Source organism: Undibacterium sp. GW821-FHT07F11, from assembly GCF_059418665.1.
This window is the reverse complement of record NZ_JBWKQH010000011.1, coordinates 1-16,361: the sequence shown is the minus strand read 5'-3', so window position 1 is coordinate 16,361 and position 16,361 is coordinate 1. Positions and strand designations below refer to the sequence as shown.

Annotated in this window: 17 protein-coding genes; 4 read left to right on the top strand and 13 right to left on the bottom strand. The window is 50.7% G+C overall.

Translation table 11 applies throughout. The features are described from left to right. Positions 1–67: 67 nt before the first annotated feature. Positions 68–892, bottom strand: coding sequence for a helix-turn-helix domain-containing protein (locus AC07OI_RS24770; RefSeq protein WP_495259070.1), 825 nt, complete (start codon positions 890–892; stop codon positions 68–70). A 155-nt stretch (positions 893–1,047) separates the two neighbouring features. Here AC07OI_RS24770 and AC07OI_RS24765 point away from each other — a divergent pair, with 155 nt between their 5' ends. Together AC07OI_RS24765 and AC07OI_RS24760 are read left to right on the top strand one after the other, a co-directional pair. Next, positions 1,048–1,458, top strand: coding sequence for a hypothetical protein (locus AC07OI_RS24765; protein ID WP_492709173.1), 411 nt, complete (start codon positions 1,048–1,050; stop codon positions 1,456–1,458). A 165-nt stretch (positions 1,459–1,623) separates the two neighbouring features. Beyond that, positions 1,624–1,992 carry an MmcQ/YjbR family DNA-binding protein gene (locus AC07OI_RS24760; RefSeq protein ID WP_495259069.1) on the top strand — a complete coding sequence of 123 codons (369 nt, stop codon included), beginning with the start codon at positions 1,624–1,626 and terminating at the stop codon, positions 1,990–1,992. Positions 1,993–2,612: 620 nt separating this feature from the next. Here the strand turns inward: AC07OI_RS24760 and AC07OI_RS24755 are convergent. From AC07OI_RS24755 to AC07OI_RS24735, 5 genes are all read right to left on the bottom strand, one after another. Further along, positions 2,613–3,035 carry a PilZ domain-containing protein gene (locus tag AC07OI_RS24755; protein ID WP_495259068.1) on the bottom strand — a complete coding sequence of 141 codons (423 nt, stop codon included), beginning with the start codon at positions 3,033–3,035 and terminating at the stop codon, positions 2,613–2,615. Positions 3,036–3,152: 117 nt separating this feature from the next. After that, the gene (locus AC07OI_RS24750; RefSeq protein ID WP_495259067.1) at positions 3,153–4,070 is read right to left on the bottom strand and encodes an NAD(P)/FAD-dependent oxidoreductase; all 918 of its coding nucleotides are present in this window, start codon (positions 4,068–4,070) and stop codon (positions 3,153–3,155) included. Further along, a complete protein-coding gene (locus tag AC07OI_RS24745) occupies positions 4,039–4,515 on the bottom strand; it encodes an Rrf2 family transcriptional regulator (protein ID WP_492709166.1) in 477 nt (158 codons plus the stop codon). Before AC07OI_RS24745 ends, AC07OI_RS24750 begins: the two co-directional genes overlap by 32 nt. Positions 4,516–4,672: 157 nt before the next feature. Next, on the bottom strand, positions 4,673–5,083 hold the full coding sequence (locus AC07OI_RS24740) for a hypothetical protein (RefSeq protein ID WP_423004006.1): 411 nt from the start codon (positions 5,081–5,083) through the stop codon (positions 4,673–4,675). A 189-nt stretch (positions 5,084–5,272) separates the two neighbouring features. Next, positions 5,273–5,779, bottom strand: a complete 507-nt coding sequence (locus AC07OI_RS24735; RefSeq protein ID WP_495259066.1) for a hypothetical protein — start codon at positions 5,777–5,779, stop codon at positions 5,273–5,275. 222 nt (positions 5,780–6,001) lie between these two features. Here AC07OI_RS24735 and AC07OI_RS24730 point away from each other — a divergent pair, with 222 nt between their 5' ends. After that, positions 6,002–6,292, top strand: a complete 291-nt coding sequence (locus AC07OI_RS24730) for a YciI family protein (RefSeq protein WP_495259065.1) — start codon at positions 6,002–6,004, stop codon at positions 6,290–6,292. A 57-nt stretch (positions 6,293–6,349) separates the two neighbouring features. Here AC07OI_RS24730 and sugE read toward each other — a convergent pair whose 3' ends face one another. Beyond that, the gene (gene sugE / locus AC07OI_RS24725) at positions 6,350–6,670 is read right to left on the bottom strand and encodes a quaternary ammonium compound efflux SMR transporter SugE (protein ID WP_495259064.1); all 321 of its coding nucleotides are present in this window, start codon (positions 6,668–6,670) and stop codon (positions 6,350–6,352) included. 161 nt (positions 6,671–6,831) lie between these two features. Then, the gene (locus AC07OI_RS24720; protein WP_492709157.1) at positions 6,832–7,284 is read right to left on the bottom strand and encodes a DsrE family protein; all 453 of its coding nucleotides are present in this window, start codon (positions 7,282–7,284) and stop codon (positions 6,832–6,834) included. Positions 7,285–7,646: 362 nt separating this feature from the next. On the opposite strand from AC07OI_RS24720, the gene AC07OI_RS24715 reads away from it, so the two are divergent. Continuing rightward, positions 7,647–8,462 carry a phosphate/phosphite/phosphonate ABC transporter substrate-binding protein gene (locus tag AC07OI_RS24715; protein WP_495259063.1) on the top strand — a complete coding sequence of 272 codons (816 nt, stop codon included), beginning with the start codon at positions 7,647–7,649 and terminating at the stop codon, positions 8,460–8,462. A 27-nt stretch (positions 8,463–8,489) separates the two neighbouring features. On the opposite strand, the gene AC07OI_RS24710 is transcribed toward AC07OI_RS24715, so the two are convergent. The 5 genes from AC07OI_RS24710 to AC07OI_RS24690 all read right to left on the bottom strand — a co-directional run. Further along, entirely contained in the window at positions 8,490–9,062 is a 573-nt protein-coding gene (locus AC07OI_RS24710; protein ID WP_492709153.1) for a helix-turn-helix domain-containing protein, read from the bottom strand. Between the two features lie 279 nt (positions 9,063–9,341). Further along, positions 9,342–10,778, bottom strand: a complete 1,437-nt coding sequence (locus tag AC07OI_RS24705; RefSeq protein ID WP_495259062.1) for a hypothetical protein — start codon at positions 10,776–10,778, stop codon at positions 9,342–9,344. A 59-nt stretch (positions 10,779–10,837) separates the two neighbouring features. Beyond that, positions 10,838–11,713 (bottom strand): ABC transporter ATP-binding protein, encoded by an 876-nt coding sequence (locus AC07OI_RS24700; protein WP_495259061.1) that lies wholly within the window; start codon positions 11,711–11,713, stop codon positions 10,838–10,840. 2 nt (positions 11,714–11,715) lie between these two features. Continuing rightward, positions 11,716–12,126: a GntR family transcriptional regulator gene (locus AC07OI_RS24695; RefSeq protein ID WP_492709147.1), complete on the bottom strand. Its 411-nt coding sequence runs from the start codon at positions 12,124–12,126 to the stop codon at positions 11,716–11,718. A gap of 329 nt (positions 12,127–12,455) precedes the next feature. Continuing rightward, a partial coding sequence (locus AC07OI_RS24690) for a beta strand repeat-containing protein (RefSeq protein WP_495259060.1) occupies positions 12,456–16,361 on the bottom strand: 3,906 nt, incomplete at its 5' end.

The window sequence follows — 16,361 nt, the reverse complement described above, 5'->3', positions numbered from 1 at the left end:
CGCGTCCTTGGATGTAAAGAGAACAGGCATCTTACCAACTTTTACTGATTGTGCATAATCACGGCAATCACCCGCCCATTGCCTTCAAAAAGACTTCCGTTTGTGTATCTGCCGGATAAAATAATTCTACGCACAGCTCATGCAGCGTGATGTCGCGTGGGCTGCCAAAGGTGGTCAGGGTGGTGAACAGCGAAAGCTCCTGTCCATGCAACTCCATGATGCAGGGTATCAGCAAGGAAGGCTCGGTCGATTGTGTAACTGGTGTTTGCTGTTTCAGGGCAATCACATTGGGATAGGCATTCACCTCTTCTACCAGGGCAATGATGTCTTCATCGCGGGCGCTGAGCATCAGACGCTGCAAAACCTGCAAAAGATAACTGCCCCATTCAGAAAAATTCTTGGTATAGGCAGCAAAACCTTGCGGGTGCAGGCTGGCCCTGAAAATATTGATTTCAGGTGTCAGCAATTCTGCTGGCAGCAAGCCCATGAGTTTTTCTGCTGCACGGTTATGCAAGACCACATTCCAGTGCCTGTCGAGCGCAACGCCGGGATATGGGTCATGGGTATCCAGCAGCCGTTGTACAGCCGCCCTGACCTGGGCCATGCGTGCCGTATCCAGACCCTGTTCGCTATAGCGTGGTGCATAACCTGCCGCCAGCAGCCAGGTATTGCGGGCGCGCAAAGGTACGTCGAGCTGGCTGGCGATGCTCATCAAGAGTTCGGCACTGGGGCGTGAGCGGCCGGTTTCTACAAAGCTCAGATGGCGCGGCGAGATATCAATGTCCAGCGCCAGCTCCATCTGGCTCAATTTGCGTTGCGTGCGCCATTCACGTATCAGGGTACCGACTGGTGCCTCTGCCTTGTCTGCTGTAGTAGAGATGAGATGACTCAATTGCTGCTCCCGGTATGAAGTCTGGAATTTGAAGCTGAAGCTGAACCTGAATTATCAGTGTATTGCTGCGCCATCGCCATTACCTGCGAGGTAATCGACTTGCTGCAAATGTAGAGCGAAACTGCAATCCCCTCAACTGTTTTTGGAGATACATCATGTCTACAGCATCTACTGCCGTCAAACTGCATGCCCCTGCCCTGTCCTTGAGAACCATACTGGCGCTCGACGCCATCACCGGTCTTGCCATGGGCTTGTTGCTGGTCGCTACTTCTGGCTTGCTGTCTGGCTTACTGGCCTTGCCGAAGGATTTTTTATTCATGGCGGGCGTCAGCCTGTTCCCCGTTGCTGCGCTGGTGGGCTTTACCAGCCGCACTGGCAGCGATAAAAAACCGCCAGCCTTGCTGGTTTGGGTCGTCATACTCGGTAACATTGGCTGGGTGATCGCCAGCATATTGACGATGGAAGTCTGGTTTGAACCCAGCGTATTGGGATTTGTTTTTGTCAGCGTGCAGGCATTGGTGGTGCTGGCATTTTCTGTGCTGGAATATCGTGGCTTGCGTAGCTAATGTCAATGAGTAATGTCAGTGAATAATGTCATTAAGGCAGAAAGAGGCAAGCCAGTCTTGCCTCTTTTCCCACAGCAAGCAAAATTATCGCAATTGCAATACACTTGAGCGCTTATGAATTCCATCTACCTTTAATTCCATCTGTATTTTGACTTTAAGCCTACGATGAAACTAGCTGGTCTCAAAAAACTCTGTGCCAGTTATGCCGGTGCCCGCGAAAGATTGCACGATGCGCCTAGCAATATACTGGTGTATAGCGTGGGCGATAAATCCTTTGCCTACTTCAAGACCAGCGAGCCTGAACGTTGGCGTTTCAGCATACGGGTGACACCTGCGCGTTTTCTTGAACTGACTGATATGCCGGGTGTGAAACCGGCGCGGCATATGGGGCGCTTTCATTGGGTGACCATCGTCGCTGTCGAGCAATTTCCTGACGAGTATTTGCGGGAATTGCTGGAATATTCTTATCAGAAGGCTTTGTCTGGATTGACGAAAAAAAAGCGGGACGAGGTTCTGATGGGTGGGGATGATTGAGTTTTCAGTTTTTTTGTTATCAGCAAGGCTGAGATTGTTAGCAGCTATTTGCTATCGATACCCCTTATCCTTGTTAACATCATTCCTGCGTGCTTTTGGCAGGAATCCACCGGGCTGGCGCTCCAGTGGCGTTCTCTGCATCCTGTTAGCTACATTAATTTCAGAATCGTTGTATTTAAATACCCTGATTTTAAACATCTGCAAACGTCAAATACGATTGCAGGTCGGGGGTAGCCCGACAGCTACATTCTTTTCTTGACAAAGAAAAGAACGCAAAAGAAGGCGACCGAGGCGTCGCTGCCCCCTAAAGGAGTTCCCTTTGCTGCAAGTCAAAAAATGGGAAATCCCCCAAACTCGCTACCCTTGCAGGGCGCACAATCGCTTGCAGGCGATTGCCGTTACGCAGGCGTGCAGCATGCTGCACGAAACCCCTGCTACACCTCAAACACGGGTATTTCTTAATCCATTTTCTGCCTCGCATCAAAGGCATCGACACATCGGAACGGCAAAAATCAAAAACAACTGCCACGTCAACACGACCGGCAATCATATTGCGAACCACAGTCTTCAGTAGCCGTTGAGAAAAACTTCAAATCGTCTCCAAATCCCTCGGCAGTACTTCACTCACCGGCAAAATCACTCACCGGCAAAATCACACACCGCAAAAACAATTTCGCCGCATCCTCATGCACCAGCAAGTCCTGCAAATCTGCCGGTATCTGTCCAACAAAGGCAAACCCGGACCTGGTATGCATGCCAGCTTCGCGCTCTGTCCACAGCAGTTGTATATGGCAGTCCCCCAGTATCATGTCGGGTTGTGCTTCATCTGGCAGGAAGCTGAGTTGATACTGGCCTGCAGGGATATCTGATTCCAGCTCGGTCAGTACCTGCATGCCACCTGTACTGAGGTTGACCAGCAAAGCTGGCAAGGCATCTGCGTGTTCAGGTGAATTGAATACCCAGACCGGGCGTATCTCGTGAGTGCCGAGGGGAACTAAGAAGAATTGCACGCGTTGGTGGCGACGGTTTTCAGATGGGTTCATGGCATCAGTGATCAGGTCAGGTGGAAGAAATTTCTTTCAAAGCAGCAGACAGAAATTTATTCCAGATTTATGTCATGAACATGACCAGAGCATTCGCCGCGTCATGCAGTCAAGCCATCAGGCAGCCTTGGCCTCGAATATCATCGACTGGTGCGCTGCCACCCCCGCCATTGCGCCATCAGCAACCGCCATGGCGACATTGCCTGCCATGCGAGCGGCGTCACCGCAGGCAAATACGCCGGGTACGCTGGTAGCCTTGATTTCGTTGGTGCGGATGACCGTGCCCATGGGACCTTCCATCATTTCGCAAGCCAGTTGTGCTGCAAAGGGGCTGTTGATGCGGATGGTGCTCATAGTGAACAAACCATCCATTTCATATTGCCTGCCGTCCTGGAGTTCTACCGTGGCAATGCCACTGATCCTGCGCACTGGCGCTGTTTCCATGATGACGCCACGTTTTTGCAAGGCCGCCAACTGCTCAGCATCTGGCTCATAGCATTGATTGGTGAACAAAGTGACTTGCCCCCAATCTGGCAACATCATGGCGTGGTGATGTGATAGTGGCCCGGTAGCCAGTACACCGATGCGGCCATTGTCGATTTCATAGCCATGGCAATATGGACAGTGGAAAATGCTGCGGCCCCAGCGTTCTGCCAGACCATCGATCGCAGGTAATTCATCAGTAACACCCGTTGCAAGTATCAGCCGACGTGCCTGATAGGTCTGCTGTCCCTCAACTGCGACAGCAAAACCCTCGTCCTGACGCGAGACAGATGTTGCCTGCCCCTCTACCCAACTGACGGTTTTATAGGCCATCACTTGCGCCTTGCCTTCGCTGGCGATGGCGCTGGCATTTTTTCCATCCTGCCCGAGAAAACCGTGTGAATATTCAACAAAACGGTTACGGCGCTGGCCGCCATCTATCATCAGCACCTGCCTCCTGGCGCGTGCCAGTTGCATGGCTGCAGAGAGCCCTGCATAACTGCCGCCGATGATGATGGCATCAAAAATCATGTCCCTGGTAATTGTGGTCATCCTTCTTCCCCTTCTTGCTATGTGCATTAAATTTACGGCTGAATTCTGTCGCCAGGTCACCCAGCGTCACATCACCGAGGCGGGCAATGAGCAAGGCTTCGGCCTCGTCAAAGGCAGTTGCCAGTGCTTCGTTGACGACTTGTTCGACCAGGCATTCAGGCTTGTCGTTACGGTTGCCCATGGCAAATACAGTGGGTGCACCGAGGGCGTCATAGATGTCACGCAGGGTCACCGTTTGCAAATCGCAAGAGATCACCCAGCCGCCGCCGTGGCCTTTGTCTGAACTCACATAGCCACGACTACGCAAGCCAGCCAATACCCGTCTGACCAGCACAGGATTGGTGGTCAGGTAATGCGCCAGTTCTTCAGAAGTCATGGCCCGTTGTCCATGCGCCATGTGCAATAGCACGTGGAGGATGGAGGAAAGTTTGCTGTCTCGTCTCATGTAACTAATGATAGTACATAATCAGAAAATTTGCAGGAGATTTAAAAATTCTGCAAAAAGCCAGTCCCAAAAAAAACAGGGATAGCCTGATGGACTATCCCTGTTCTTGGTTATTTGTTTTTTTTGGTCAGTGCATTGCACTTACCAAGTACGGCTCTTACTTGTCAACTTCCCTCGTCAGCATTTCCCATGAAGGCTGGGAAGTACCGTCCGTCGTAGCAGTTACCTTACCGGCAGCAAACTTCAGGTAGGTTGAGGCAGCCTTGCTGAATTCTATGGACTTCATTTTGCAGATGGCTTTTTTGGAGGCGGCATCAGCACAATAAGCACCGGCATTATCCTTGATGGTGGATGCAAAATGCTTGATCTTGAACATGTCGTCTGTGGTTTGAAAACTGTCAGCCTTGATGTCAAATTTGACGTCACAACCGCAAGATGTTTTCAAGCCTGCAGTAGCGGCCTTGACTGCCGGTTCTACTTCATTACTCATGAAATCACGTTCAGCCTTGCCTGCGAAAGCTGTCAAAGGCAAAAGTAATATGATGGCAGCGAGTTTGGAAATTTTCATGCGTATATCCCTGTCTGGTGAATGTCTGTAAAGAGTGTTGCATTCTAAGTTTCAAGGAGGGTGTGCGCTGAAATGTTTGTAAGTAATTCCCAGAATAAAAATACGCCTCACAGTAGCTGCTGCCTGGCTTTGTCACCTGTGCTTACACTTTTGATAAAAGTGATTTCTTTCCAAACTGCTGTTCATCACCTACCATTGCTTTCTCAATTTTCGCTGCTGCCACCATTGCACACTCCAGCGCACTGAATATATCAGGCTGACCAGTAATAAACTGCTCCAGCACATAATCGCCAGCATGCCGCCGATTTGTGGCGTCCGGCCAAAAAACACCCAAAAGAACAATGTAAAACCTGCACCGACAGCGGCCAGTATCGTGACAATGGCTTGCGGCTTTTCTTTCAAGGCCAATAGACCGCAAGGCAAAAAAAACACCGCAAAAACTGCAAGCATAGTCAGGCTGCCGTCCGTTAGTTCGCCTTTGCGCAGATCATCAAAAGCGGTCTTTACAATTTCATAAGCATATAAGGACTCATCTTTTTTCGTTTGTTGAGCATTTTCTTCGGCGCTGCTGGCAGCAGCCTCCTTGCTGCTACTGTTGGTGGCTTTATCCGGCGTAAAAGAACATGTGGACAGAGGCAAGACAAAGCACAGCAATAAAAGGACCGAAGCAATTTTCCGGATCAGGCTCAACATCATGATGGGACTTTCAGTTTAAAGAGAACCTCTGGCAAAGGTACGCAGACGCCAGCTTGATTCAACACTTGTGCTTGGCAATGTACGAAGCTGTTGCGACTTTATCAAAGTATTGCCGCTAAATATACTGGTATCACCTGTTCAGCACGTTCAGGACAGGAAAAGAATCACCAGTATTTCATCTGCTCAGATTTTTGACATTCACTTTATAACCAGGAAAACACCATGTTCATACTCAACGTCAGCTATAGCAAAAATCCATCAGAAGTAGAACCACACATCAAATCCCATGGTGTATGGGTAGGCCGTTATTTGAAGGAAGGCGTGTTCTTATTCGCAGGCCCAAAAAAGAGTGGGCTCGGTGGCGTCATCGCGGTGCAAAGCATGGCCAAAGAAAAGCTACTGCAAATACTGGCTGAAGATTCTTATGTACAAGCTGATGTCGCTGACTACCAGGTCATCGATTTTGACTGTAAGGCGACGCAAGCGACGCTGGAAGCTTTGAAAATGGCTTAAGCTCCTCGTGCAATAGAGCCCTTGAAACGCGACGGCATATCAAGGGCTCTGCACATGTTAATGTGACGATGATATTTTCATGAAGACCAGCCCGCAGACGATGAGTAAAACAGCGCAAACGCGCATGAAGTTCAGTTGCTCACCAAAAAATACGATGCCCAGGATGAATGCGCCAATAGCACCTATGCCAGTCCACATGGTGTAGGCTGTACCTAATGGCAGGGTGCGCATGGACAGCGCCAGCAAAGCGAAGCTGACGATCATGCCGCCGATGGTGATTACAGAGGGAATAAATTTCGTGAAACCTTCAGATTGCTTCATGGAGAAAGCCCAGATCACTTCAAACAATCCGGCCAATACCAGTAATATCCAAGCCATAGCAGCTCTCCTTTCAAAGAGCCGGGCCGTCCCGGACATTCATTCCCAAAGCGGGGAAGGTCGTTCCTCCTGGTGAAGTCCGTATGGATTCACTGAACCAGGCTATGCAGCCCGGAGATTAAATTATAGCTTAACTGCCACGGCTAGTGGATTACTGCAAATCACGGCCTGATATAAGCATAGCCTTGCTGCTGCCGCCTGATCAGTTGGGTGACGCCCGCTTCTACATAATCAAGGTTGTCGAGCATGTCTGACTTGGTGATTTTCTGGGCGCGCATGGTATTTTCGCAGATCACCACATGGGCACCCATCTTGATGACTTCATCAATACGGCTGGCTACGGGTGACTCGAATTTGAACATGTCTATACCGGGGCCATAGGCGACGATTTCTACTTCGATATTGTCCTTGCCCAGGTCTTTGATGACATTCCTGACGTTGTTCAAGGCCAGTTCCCATTTGCGGCTTTCGCCATCACTGACCTGGAAAACCACTTTGGATTTTTGTGCGGCCTGCACTTTGGCTGGTGCCTGCGCCAAGGCAGTGGCTTGCCCCAGGCAACTGAAGGCCAGCGCCAAGGCAAATGTACGGGTGTAGTGGGAAAGCTGTCTCATGTTCGCTCCTGTATTCAGATAAGTGCCAATTTATGCGGCAACAATAGCAGATTTATAGGCAAACTGATCATGAAATTTTCTGACTTATTTTCAACTTATTTCTGACTTCATACTCTCTTTACAGGTTGTAAAAAAACATTTTATAAAAGCAAGAATGTTAAAAATGGTTGCTTGAATATGCTTAACTGGATTAAAGTTGGTGTTTCCGCAAGGTAGGATGCTGCAGTACAGCAAACCGCGAATCAGACCACAAATTGCCAGTATTCGTGTCTTGTTTAAATATGTCCTGGCAGGTTTGGACATATCAGCCAGACGTGGGCATGCGCGACAAGGATGATCAACAGATTTTCAGGGTGACGTAGATGAAAAAAGTTCTCTCAATTGCTGCTTGCTGCCTGGCCGGCTTTACTGTCCAGGTTCAGGCGCAAAACAACTATAGTCTGTACGTCAGCGAAGGCACCTCAGGTGGGCTGGATGCCGCACAGGTCATAGAAAAATATACCGGGCTGGCCGAGGTCATGGGCAAGGCGCTAGGTAAAAAGGTGACTATCGTTGTGGCGCGTGAGTTTGCCCAGCTGGAAGAAGGCATGAAGGCTGGCAAGATGGACTTTGTAATTGCCCGCCCCAGCGATTATCCTGCGCGCGGTATACGTGATTACAAATATCAACTGGTATCGACATCCAAGCCTGATGGCCAGTGCCTGCTGATCGTACCGAAGGCATCGCCCTTGAAAAGCATTGCCGATGTCAAGGGCAAGCGCATTGCCTTGCCTGAGAAGATTTCTTATATGTCGAAATTCTGTACAGCAGAATTGACACACAATGGCTTCAACCTGGCGAATGAAAAAGTCCAGTATGCCAAAGAACAAGGGGCAGTCCTGTTTTACCTGGATAATCTGCTGGCCGACGTAGGTGGCATTGCTTCTTATTCAGGCGTTGCCAAGAATCTGGAAAAAACCGGCCACCGTGTCATCCATAGCAGCCAGCCCCAGCCTTATCAGCCTTTGATCGCACATCCCAAAATCACGGCTGCACAAATCCAGGCTTTGAAGAAAGAACTGGGGCAACTCGATGAAACCGAGCCAGGCAAGGTCACGCTCAAACAAGTCGGCATCAAGGAATTTGATACCGGCAATAATGAGCAACGCCTGCGTGATCTGCTGAAATGGCTGGGCTGATCAGAACGCAGGCTCTCAATCAATGCATCAATTGAGATGTGATGCAGCCTGGGTCAGCGGATCATAAATTGAGGGAACTGGCGCTTTTACCTGTTCCCCTGCATCCAGCATCATCAACTTTTGCGCACGCAAGTAAGGGCTGGGTACGGCTCTTTCGACCACGATATTCCAGCGTTTCAAATAATTGGTGACTGAGCGTATGTGCATCTTTACGCCCAGTTGCTTGTTAATGAGCTCAGCAACGGCAGGACGTGTCCATTCGGCAAAGTCCATTTGTAACTGACATGGTTTGTTGTCGCGTATCATTTGCTGTACCTGTTGCTCTTGCTCGCTGCTCATGGCGCGTCCTTCGCCTGAACGGCGGCCACGGCGGTGTGGCAATATGGCATCTGCCCCCTGCTCTTGATAACGGGCAATAATAAGGCAGACCGCAGTATAGCTCAGGCCCAGTTCACGTGCGATCTGCACCTTTCGGGCACCACGCTGGTGGGCACGCACGACCTGGCGGCGGCGTTCATACTGTTCCAGCGCACTGAGGCTTCTGGCATCTTCTTTTTTGACAGCAGGTGCAAATACTTGCATGGGCAGTGGCATATTCATACTGAGATCCTTAATGTCGAAATACTCAACGAAGAGATGCAGTGAATATAGGCGATTTACAGCTTTATGTGCCCTATACTAAAGTATGAATACAGTACTTCCAGGGTGGTTTTACTGAGCTTAAAATTCAGACAATCCCAAATCCCAAGCTCAAGTCTGGCATACTGGCAAGACAGGATTGCCGCCCGTCCGGCTGACGCCACCAGGTCTGGCGGGGTTAGCAACATGGCCATGAATAAAAACCCGGCACAAAGTATCAGCACGCGCATGACGCCTCCCTCACACAGCCCGGCCAGCCGGAAAAACCGCCCTGACCTGTGCCAGCCCCTGCCAACGCCAGCGCAATACCGCTGCAGTCGCAACAGCAACCAGGCTACAGAGCAACCACACCGGCAGGGCAGGAACCAGTTTATGCATGCCAAGCATGGCCGCGCCAATTAAAACCGGTATTGCCAATGCCACCAGCAGCGCGGTTTGATAGCTGGACTTTATCTGCGCATAGTTAGTCAGGCTCAACACGCAGACCGGCAAGAGGCTAAAGGAAATGATCCAGGCCACGTCACGCATATACTCTGAAGCGGGTGACAAATACGCGATTCCCACGATAATCGATAGTGACACCAGCCACAAGTTTAAATACTGGCGCAACACGAATCGCAGCATCAACTTGCTGTGCTCATGTATGGATGGCAGCCTGGGTGCCAGCAGCAGCAAGCCCTGCTCTTCCTTGCGCTGATAGACACAGGTGCGCACCAGGGCGGCATAGATAGGCGGCAGCATGATGAAAGATACCATAGCAGCAAAATATGCCAGAGAATTACTGACATCTCCATTCTTTTGCGAGCCATGCACAAAGAATACAAAGTACATGCCCAGACCTGCACTCATGACGACAACCGGGATAAAGTTGCTCAACCAAAAAATCTGAGAGCCTATGGAAAATGGCATCAGTTGACTGACTTTGTCCGGTACTGCATGAACCCTGCGCATGCAAAGTCGCAGCAAAAGATGATATGGGTTGAGGAATTTCAACGTGTACTGGCTCATGCCGGCTTCTTCGCCCTGCATATGTTTTTTTAACATGGCAAAACTCTCGTCACGCTTGAAGTGCTGATCACCACGCAAGGCGAACACCCAGTGCAATACCAATGCAGTCAAGGCAAAACCGGCGGCGACAAACGCAACTGGCTGGTTCCAGTCTGCCTGTACTGAGATACTGACTTTATTACTGAGCAACATCGGCGCCTGCGCCATCAATACGACCAGAATGATGATCCATGTACTGCGCATGGAGGCAATATAGATCAAGAGGCAAAGCACGCCAAAAAACCAGCCCTGAAAAAACTTTCCCTGCATGTGCATACCCAAAGACAGGGAGAAGGCTATGGGCATCAGCAATATGGGAATTGCCAGCGCAAGTTGCATATGACGTTTCATTTGCGGCACCAGCGCGGCATAGGCCGGCGTGTATTGCAAGGCGACGCTAGGTACCAGCAAGATAAACCAGGACAGCAGCAACAGGCCCAGTGCGCCGCCAACGCCTAGCACCAATGCCAGCATGACTGATTGCCAGTCTGGCTTTTGGGCTTGTGCAAACAATACTGCTACCACCGGCGCCAACGCAAACAAGCCCAACATGATGTTCAAGGTTTTTAAACTGGCAGTGTTGATGCGTGCATATACGGGCTGCATCCACACTGAAATAATGGCTTTCATATTTGTCTTTCTTAAGCTGTTGAGAGGACGAACTGTGGCTTCGTTCAACACGACATGTCTCAGTTCGTCATTTCTATGAACATATCTTCCAGACTTAGCTTATCCACACGAATATCCTGACGAGTCTGCAGCATATGTAATTGTTCATGACTGAATTGCGCCAGCAACTTACCCTCACCGTTCGCAGTACCAGACTGACGCAGGATTTTTGCAGGCTGTAACTGCCGCAATACCGTTGATGTTGCACAGATGCGCACCGTGTTATCCATCATGTCATCGAGAGATTGCTGATGCACGATTTGCCCATTGCTGAGGAAGGCGACATCCATAGCCACCCGCTCAAGGTCAGACAGGATGTGGGTAGAGAAAACGATCGTGGTCTGCTTTTCGATGACGCGGTCTATCAATTCCCGTAAAAACTCACGGCGACCGGCAGGGTCAAGACTGGATACCGGCTCATCAAGTATCAACAATTCAGGATCATGCGCCAGCGCGCGGATGATGGACAGACGCTGCTTTTGCCCGACTGAGAGTTTGCTGATGACCTTGTCGTAGGGCAGCTCCCAGGCTTGCATGAGCGACTGTACCTTGGTTTCATTCCAGCGTGGATAAAGTAGCTGGAAGTAGGCCAGCAACTGCCTGGCTGTCAGCCATTCAAACAGATCACTGCGTTGTGGTACGTAGGCGATCCTGGTCTTGGTATCGCTACTCAGTTGCGCTGCGGATTCGCCATATAACTGCATGGTACCGGCATCGACATCACGCAAACCCAGCAGGCATTCAATCAGAGTGGATTTGCCTGCACCATTGCGCCCCAACAGACCGACGATACTGCCAGGCATAATTTGCCAGTCCAGATTTTTCAAGACAGCTTGCCCGCTGAAGGATTTACTCAATCCCTGGATTTGCACGGGTGCGTTTAACTGAGCTTGCATGCTTATTTTCCTTTAAGAATACTGGTCAAGAGTGTGATGACTGCCTTGGAATCCAATTCCAGCTGGCTGGCCTCAAGGGCGATGCGCTCAAGACTGGGGCGTAACAATTCCAGTCTGGATGCCAGATCAGAATTGCCACTGGCCCGGGTCCCCACTTCCATACCCAGGCCACGGCGGCGCACCAGCAAGCCCTCGGCTTCAAGCATGCTGTAAGCCTTGGATACGGTCATGGGGTTGACACCAAGCTCGCTGGCGACATCGCGCACAGACGGCATGGCATCGCCTGCAGTAATTTGCCCACCCGCTTGCAAACGCCGCAATTGTTCTATCAACTGGCGGTAAATAGGTTCACTACTTCCAGTGGCCACCTGGAATATTTCTGCGCCTAACTGGCGCGGCTTAATGTTTGTCATGCCTGGCGTCATGTTTCATGCTCCATGTTCCGGCCTCTCATCGTGTTTAAACGAATACCTGAACGCCTCCATCGTCAGGATGAATGCGTTGTGGCAGCTTCGCATGGGGTGAATGATTAATACAGCAACCTCATGTGTATTAATATAGTAATACACTGGTTTTGCAAATTCAAGCAATTTTCAAAAAGATGCTGGCAGATTTGTCGCATGCTGCAATCCGGCGTAGAAAACTATGGAGAGCGAGAGACAAAAAAAACGCCAGCAAAGCTGGCGTTTTAAATACTGCAGGCAAGGATCAGGATTGCTGTCCGCCCCGGTGATGCTTTTCTTTATGCAATCAGATTACCAGTGCCAATAGTACCGACAGTGCCCGTCAATTGCACAAAGAAGTCAGTATTATCAAACTGGCTGGTATCTGAACCGGTGTTCTGGAACAGGTAAGTACCAGTTGCTGTCCCTGTCTGTATCGTGATCAGGTAAGACTGGCCAGTGTTATTGAGTACGACCGATAAACCAGCAGTGATGGTAGCGAGGTAGTTAGATGTATCGGCATTACCGATGATGTAGGAACCCACACTCGCTGCATTGACACCAGTCTTGAAATAATCCGTACCGGTCGCATTGAAATTACCCACCACATCGATCTGCGTCTTGTTCGACATATTGGCACCGGTTTCTATCAGGGTTTCCGAGCCGGAACCAGCAGCCTGCAAGTTAATGGTATCGACAGCAGCACCACCTGTGATGGTGGTCGCCGCTGAACTGGAGCCCAGCAGGTTCAGCGTCTGGCCACCACTACCCAGGGTAATGGTGTTGTCGCCAGTGCTCTTGGTATAGTTCAGCGTCACGCCTGCACCATTAAGATTAGTGAGGCTGGCTGTGCCCGTGCTGCCTGCCACATTGACGATTTCGATAGCGGCCACCTTGGTGCTCAAATCGATATTCTGGGTTGTGGTAGCACCGATATTGAGTGTATCTGTACTATTGCCACCATCTACCGTGGTCAGGAAGTTGACGATCTGGTTGGCCGTGAAATTGAAGGTATCGGCACCTGTACCACCTATGACGCTGACCGCCACATTGGCCGAGGTGAAGTTGTTGGTGCCATTGGCCAGGTTGTACTTTTCTATCGTGCTGATGGCATTGAAAGTACCAGCCGTCGTCAGGTTCAGTGTCTCGGTACCTGATGCGTTGACGGTGCCGGTAAATTGCGACATCTGGGCTATGGTTGCCGTGATGTTGGCATTATTGGTCACCGTCAGATTTTCAAAGCCTGTGATTGTGGCATTGCTGATATCCGGTGTTGACGAGAAGAACGCCAGGCTATCTGTGCCAGTACCGCCAGTATAAGTGCCAAGGATGGTAACGCCATTGAGGGCCATACTATTATTACCGTTGCCTAAAGACGCCGTACTGGAAACAGTAGCATTGATAGTGACGTTGTCGTTACCAGCACCACCAGTGTAATTAACACCCGCCGTGGCAGAGTTCATGTTGACGGTATTGGTACCGGTGGTACTGCCTTTGACAGTAGCCGTGCCTGTCAGGGCGCTGGCAGTCCAGGTAAAGCCACCCAGGGTAATGCCACTGGCATCAACTGTCGTCAACGAGGTGCTGGAGGAAGACAGGGTCAGGCCTGCATTGCCACTCACATTAAAGGTTTTGACCGAGTTACCCAGCCAGGTCATGTTGTCATTGAAAAGACCTGTGGGCGTCGCCTGGGTATCGTTGACACTGATATTGACAGTTTCGACACCAGATGCAGTAATACCTGCGGTGGCAAAGGCGACAGCGGAAGTACTGCCGTCAGTCAGCGACAGGTTGACGACATCATTGACACCACCCACAAACGCGGCATTGGAAATGGTAAAGGCCGTGCCTGCGCCATTCAGCGTGATGTTGCCATTGCTGGGCAAATTGCTCAATGTCAGTCCATTCGCGCCAGAGAAAGTAACGTCACTATAGTTACCCAGAGTCTGCAAGTCTATGGTCTGGCTGGTAGCACTGGTGAGGCGCAATTTCTCAAAACCGGTGACATTGGCCGCAAAAGTACCCGAGCCGGAAGCTGTTGCAGCATAGGCTGCTGTCAGCACGATGGTGTCGGTGCCCAGGCCACCGCTGACAACGATAGGCAGCAAGGCAGTATTGGGGATGAAGGTATCATCGCCAGAGCCGCCATTGATGGTAGTGAAGCCCGCTGACGTGTTGTAGGTGATGGTATTGGTGCCATTTGCCAGGTTCAGGACCTTGATGTTGCTTATGGTGCCACCTGTGCTGCCGTTATTGATGGTGACAGTACCAGCAGTGGTCAGGGTCAGTACATCAGTGTCTGCAGCATTACCGGCGATGGTTGTACCATTGAGGTTGGGAATGGTGGACATGAAGATGTCATTCGCACCAGATGTGCCATTTAACGTGCCGCCCGCAGTCACTGCAACCGCATTGGCAATACCAAAGTCGCTGGCGACTATCGAGCCTATTGTGCCGCCCAGTTTGACGATGAAGTCGCTGGCATCAACTGCCCCTACACTGCCACCAGAATTCTGGAAGGCATAAGTGCCTGCCGCAGTACCGCTGTTGACGACGATGGTATAAGCCTGGCCTGTATTTGCCAGACTCGCACCCGCCGCAGTTGCTGCTGTAGCAATCGCTGCTGCCAGACTGCTGCTGTCGGCATTGGCAATGTTCAGGTTATACAGCGAAGTAGGCAAGACACCAGTAGCAAAAATGTCTGCACCTGCTGCCTTGAAGTTATTGACGGTATCCATGGCATTGATGGTCGAGCCAGCCGCGATGGCATCCGCACCAGTTGCTGTCGTGGACAAATTAATGACATCCGCACCAGAACCGCCAGTGATGGTAGTGCGCCCTGTGCCTGTACCCAGGATATTGAGAGTCTGACCGCCTGAACCCAGGGTGATGTTGTTGATGTCATTAGCAGCAGACCTGGTGAAGTTCAGGGTGACGCCTGCGCCATTCTCATTCGTTACTGTCCAGGTCGCAGTTGTGCCGCCTGTGACATTTACGGTTTCTACATTACTGACTTTGGTAGACATGTCCAAAGCTGCTGTGACAGCACCAACGTTAAGAGTATCGCTACCCAGGCCGCCGTTAATGGCTGTGGAAGCAGCGATAATGGCCGAACTGGCATTGATAGTGTCATTGCCCGTACCACCGGTCACAGAAACCAGGCCTGTTGCCGCGGTAAAGGTATTGCTGCCATTGGCAAGTACATAGTTTTCCACATTCGCATTTGCTGTGATCGTGCCTGCTGTCGTGAGATTGACTGTTTCTGTCCCTGCGGCAGTGAAGGTGGTAAAGCCAGCAAACTGTGCTGCTGTCATGGTGACAGACGCGTTATTGTTGATATTGGCGGTTTCAAAACCACTGACATTGGCCGCGCTGATATTGCTGCCATTGAACAGGTACAAGGTATCAGATGTGCCCGAGCCAGCCACAAAGGTGCCGGTATAGGTTTTGCCTTCCATGACCAGGGTATTGGTGCCTGCCCCCAGATTGACATTGCCGGCCAGCATGGAGTTGCCACTATTCGCCAGATCAACATAATCATTACCTGAGCCACCATTGACGGTGGCAATGCCAGAATTCGCTACCGAGAAGAAAACAACACTGCCAGCGCTACCGTCCATCGTCAGTGTCTTGATATTGGTGATGGTATTACCACTGCCAATATTGACCGTACCACCACCAGAGATGGTGATAGTGTCAGAGTCACCATTGTTACCATTGACGGTAGTACCGACCAGGGCAGCCACATTGCCGGTGAAATTTTCATTCAGACCGGCAGTGCCATTGAATATCCCGCCTGCAGTCAAGGCAGTACCATTGGCAGCCTGACCATTGCCATTCGATGGGCTGGTGCCTATCGTACCGGAGATCACGCTAGCCCCACCCGACACCACAATCGCATTGGAAGTAGTGGAGTTATTAACATTCCCGCCTGTCGCATTGGAAGACGAAGTCACGTCATACACCAGCGTACCACCCGTGATGGCGATAAACGACAGGTCAATATTGTTCACACCCGCCACGTCATCGACGATCGTCAACTGATGCGGACCTGCACCACTGAAGGTCAATACCGGACCAGACAGGTTCAATGCCGCACGAGCAGCAATTAATGCGGCGTATTGGCTGGCAGTAATCACAACCGCAGAGTTCGCAGTGATGTTTTCGATGTTGGACAGTTGTGCACCGGCCAGGTTGATCGCACC

Bases quoted from the DNA above. Each gene is read 5' to 3' on its own strand.
- AC07OI_RS24760 (WP_495259069.1), top strand. From the start codon at position 1,624: ATGAAACTAGCTGGTCTCAAAAAACTCTGTGCCAGTTATGCCGGTGCC.
- AC07OI_RS24705 (WP_495259062.1), bottom strand. From the start codon at position 10,778: ATGAAAGCCATTATTTCAGTGTGGATGCAGCCCGTATATGCACGCATC.
- sugE (WP_495259064.1), bottom strand. From the start codon at position 6,670: ATGGCTTGGATATTACTGGTATTGGCCGGATTGTTTGAAGTGATCTGG.
- AC07OI_RS24765 (WP_492709173.1), top strand. From the start codon at position 1,048: ATGTCTACAGCATCTACTGCCGTCAAACTGCATGCCCCTGCCCTGTCC.
- AC07OI_RS24730 (WP_495259065.1), top strand. From the start codon at position 6,002: ATGTTCATACTCAACGTCAGCTATAGCAAAAATCCATCAGAAGTAGAA.
- AC07OI_RS24740 (WP_423004006.1), bottom strand. From the start codon at position 5,083: ATGAAAATTTCCAAACTCGCTGCCATCATATTACTTTTGCCTTTGACA.
- AC07OI_RS24755 (WP_495259068.1), bottom strand. From the start codon at position 3,035: ATGAACCCATCTGAAAACCGTCGCCACCAACGCGTGCAATTCTTCTTA.
- AC07OI_RS24710 (WP_492709153.1), bottom strand. From the start codon at position 9,062: ATGAATATGCCACTGCCCATGCAAGTATTTGCACCTGCTGTCAAAAAA.
- AC07OI_RS24735 (WP_495259066.1), bottom strand. From the start codon at position 5,779: ATGATGTTGAGCCTGATCCGGAAAATTGCTTCGGTCCTTTTATTGCTG.
- AC07OI_RS24700 (WP_495259061.1), bottom strand. From the start codon at position 11,713: ATGCAAGCTCAGTTAAACGCACCCGTGCAAATCCAGGGATTGAGTAAA.
- AC07OI_RS24750 (WP_495259067.1), bottom strand. From the start codon at position 4,070: ATGACCACAATTACCAGGGACATGATTTTTGATGCCATCATCATCGGC.
- AC07OI_RS24695 (WP_492709147.1), bottom strand. From the start codon at position 12,126: ATGACAAACATTAAGCCGCGCCAGTTAGGCGCAGAAATATTCCAGGTG.
- AC07OI_RS24715 (WP_495259063.1), top strand. From the start codon at position 7,647: ATGAAAAAAGTTCTCTCAATTGCTGCTTGCTGCCTGGCCGGCTTTACT.
- AC07OI_RS24745 (WP_492709166.1), bottom strand. From the start codon at position 4,515: ATGAGACGAGACAGCAAACTTTCCTCCATCCTCCACGTGCTATTGCAC.
- AC07OI_RS24720 (WP_492709157.1), bottom strand. From the start codon at position 7,284: ATGAGACAGCTTTCCCACTACACCCGTACATTTGCCTTGGCGCTGGCC.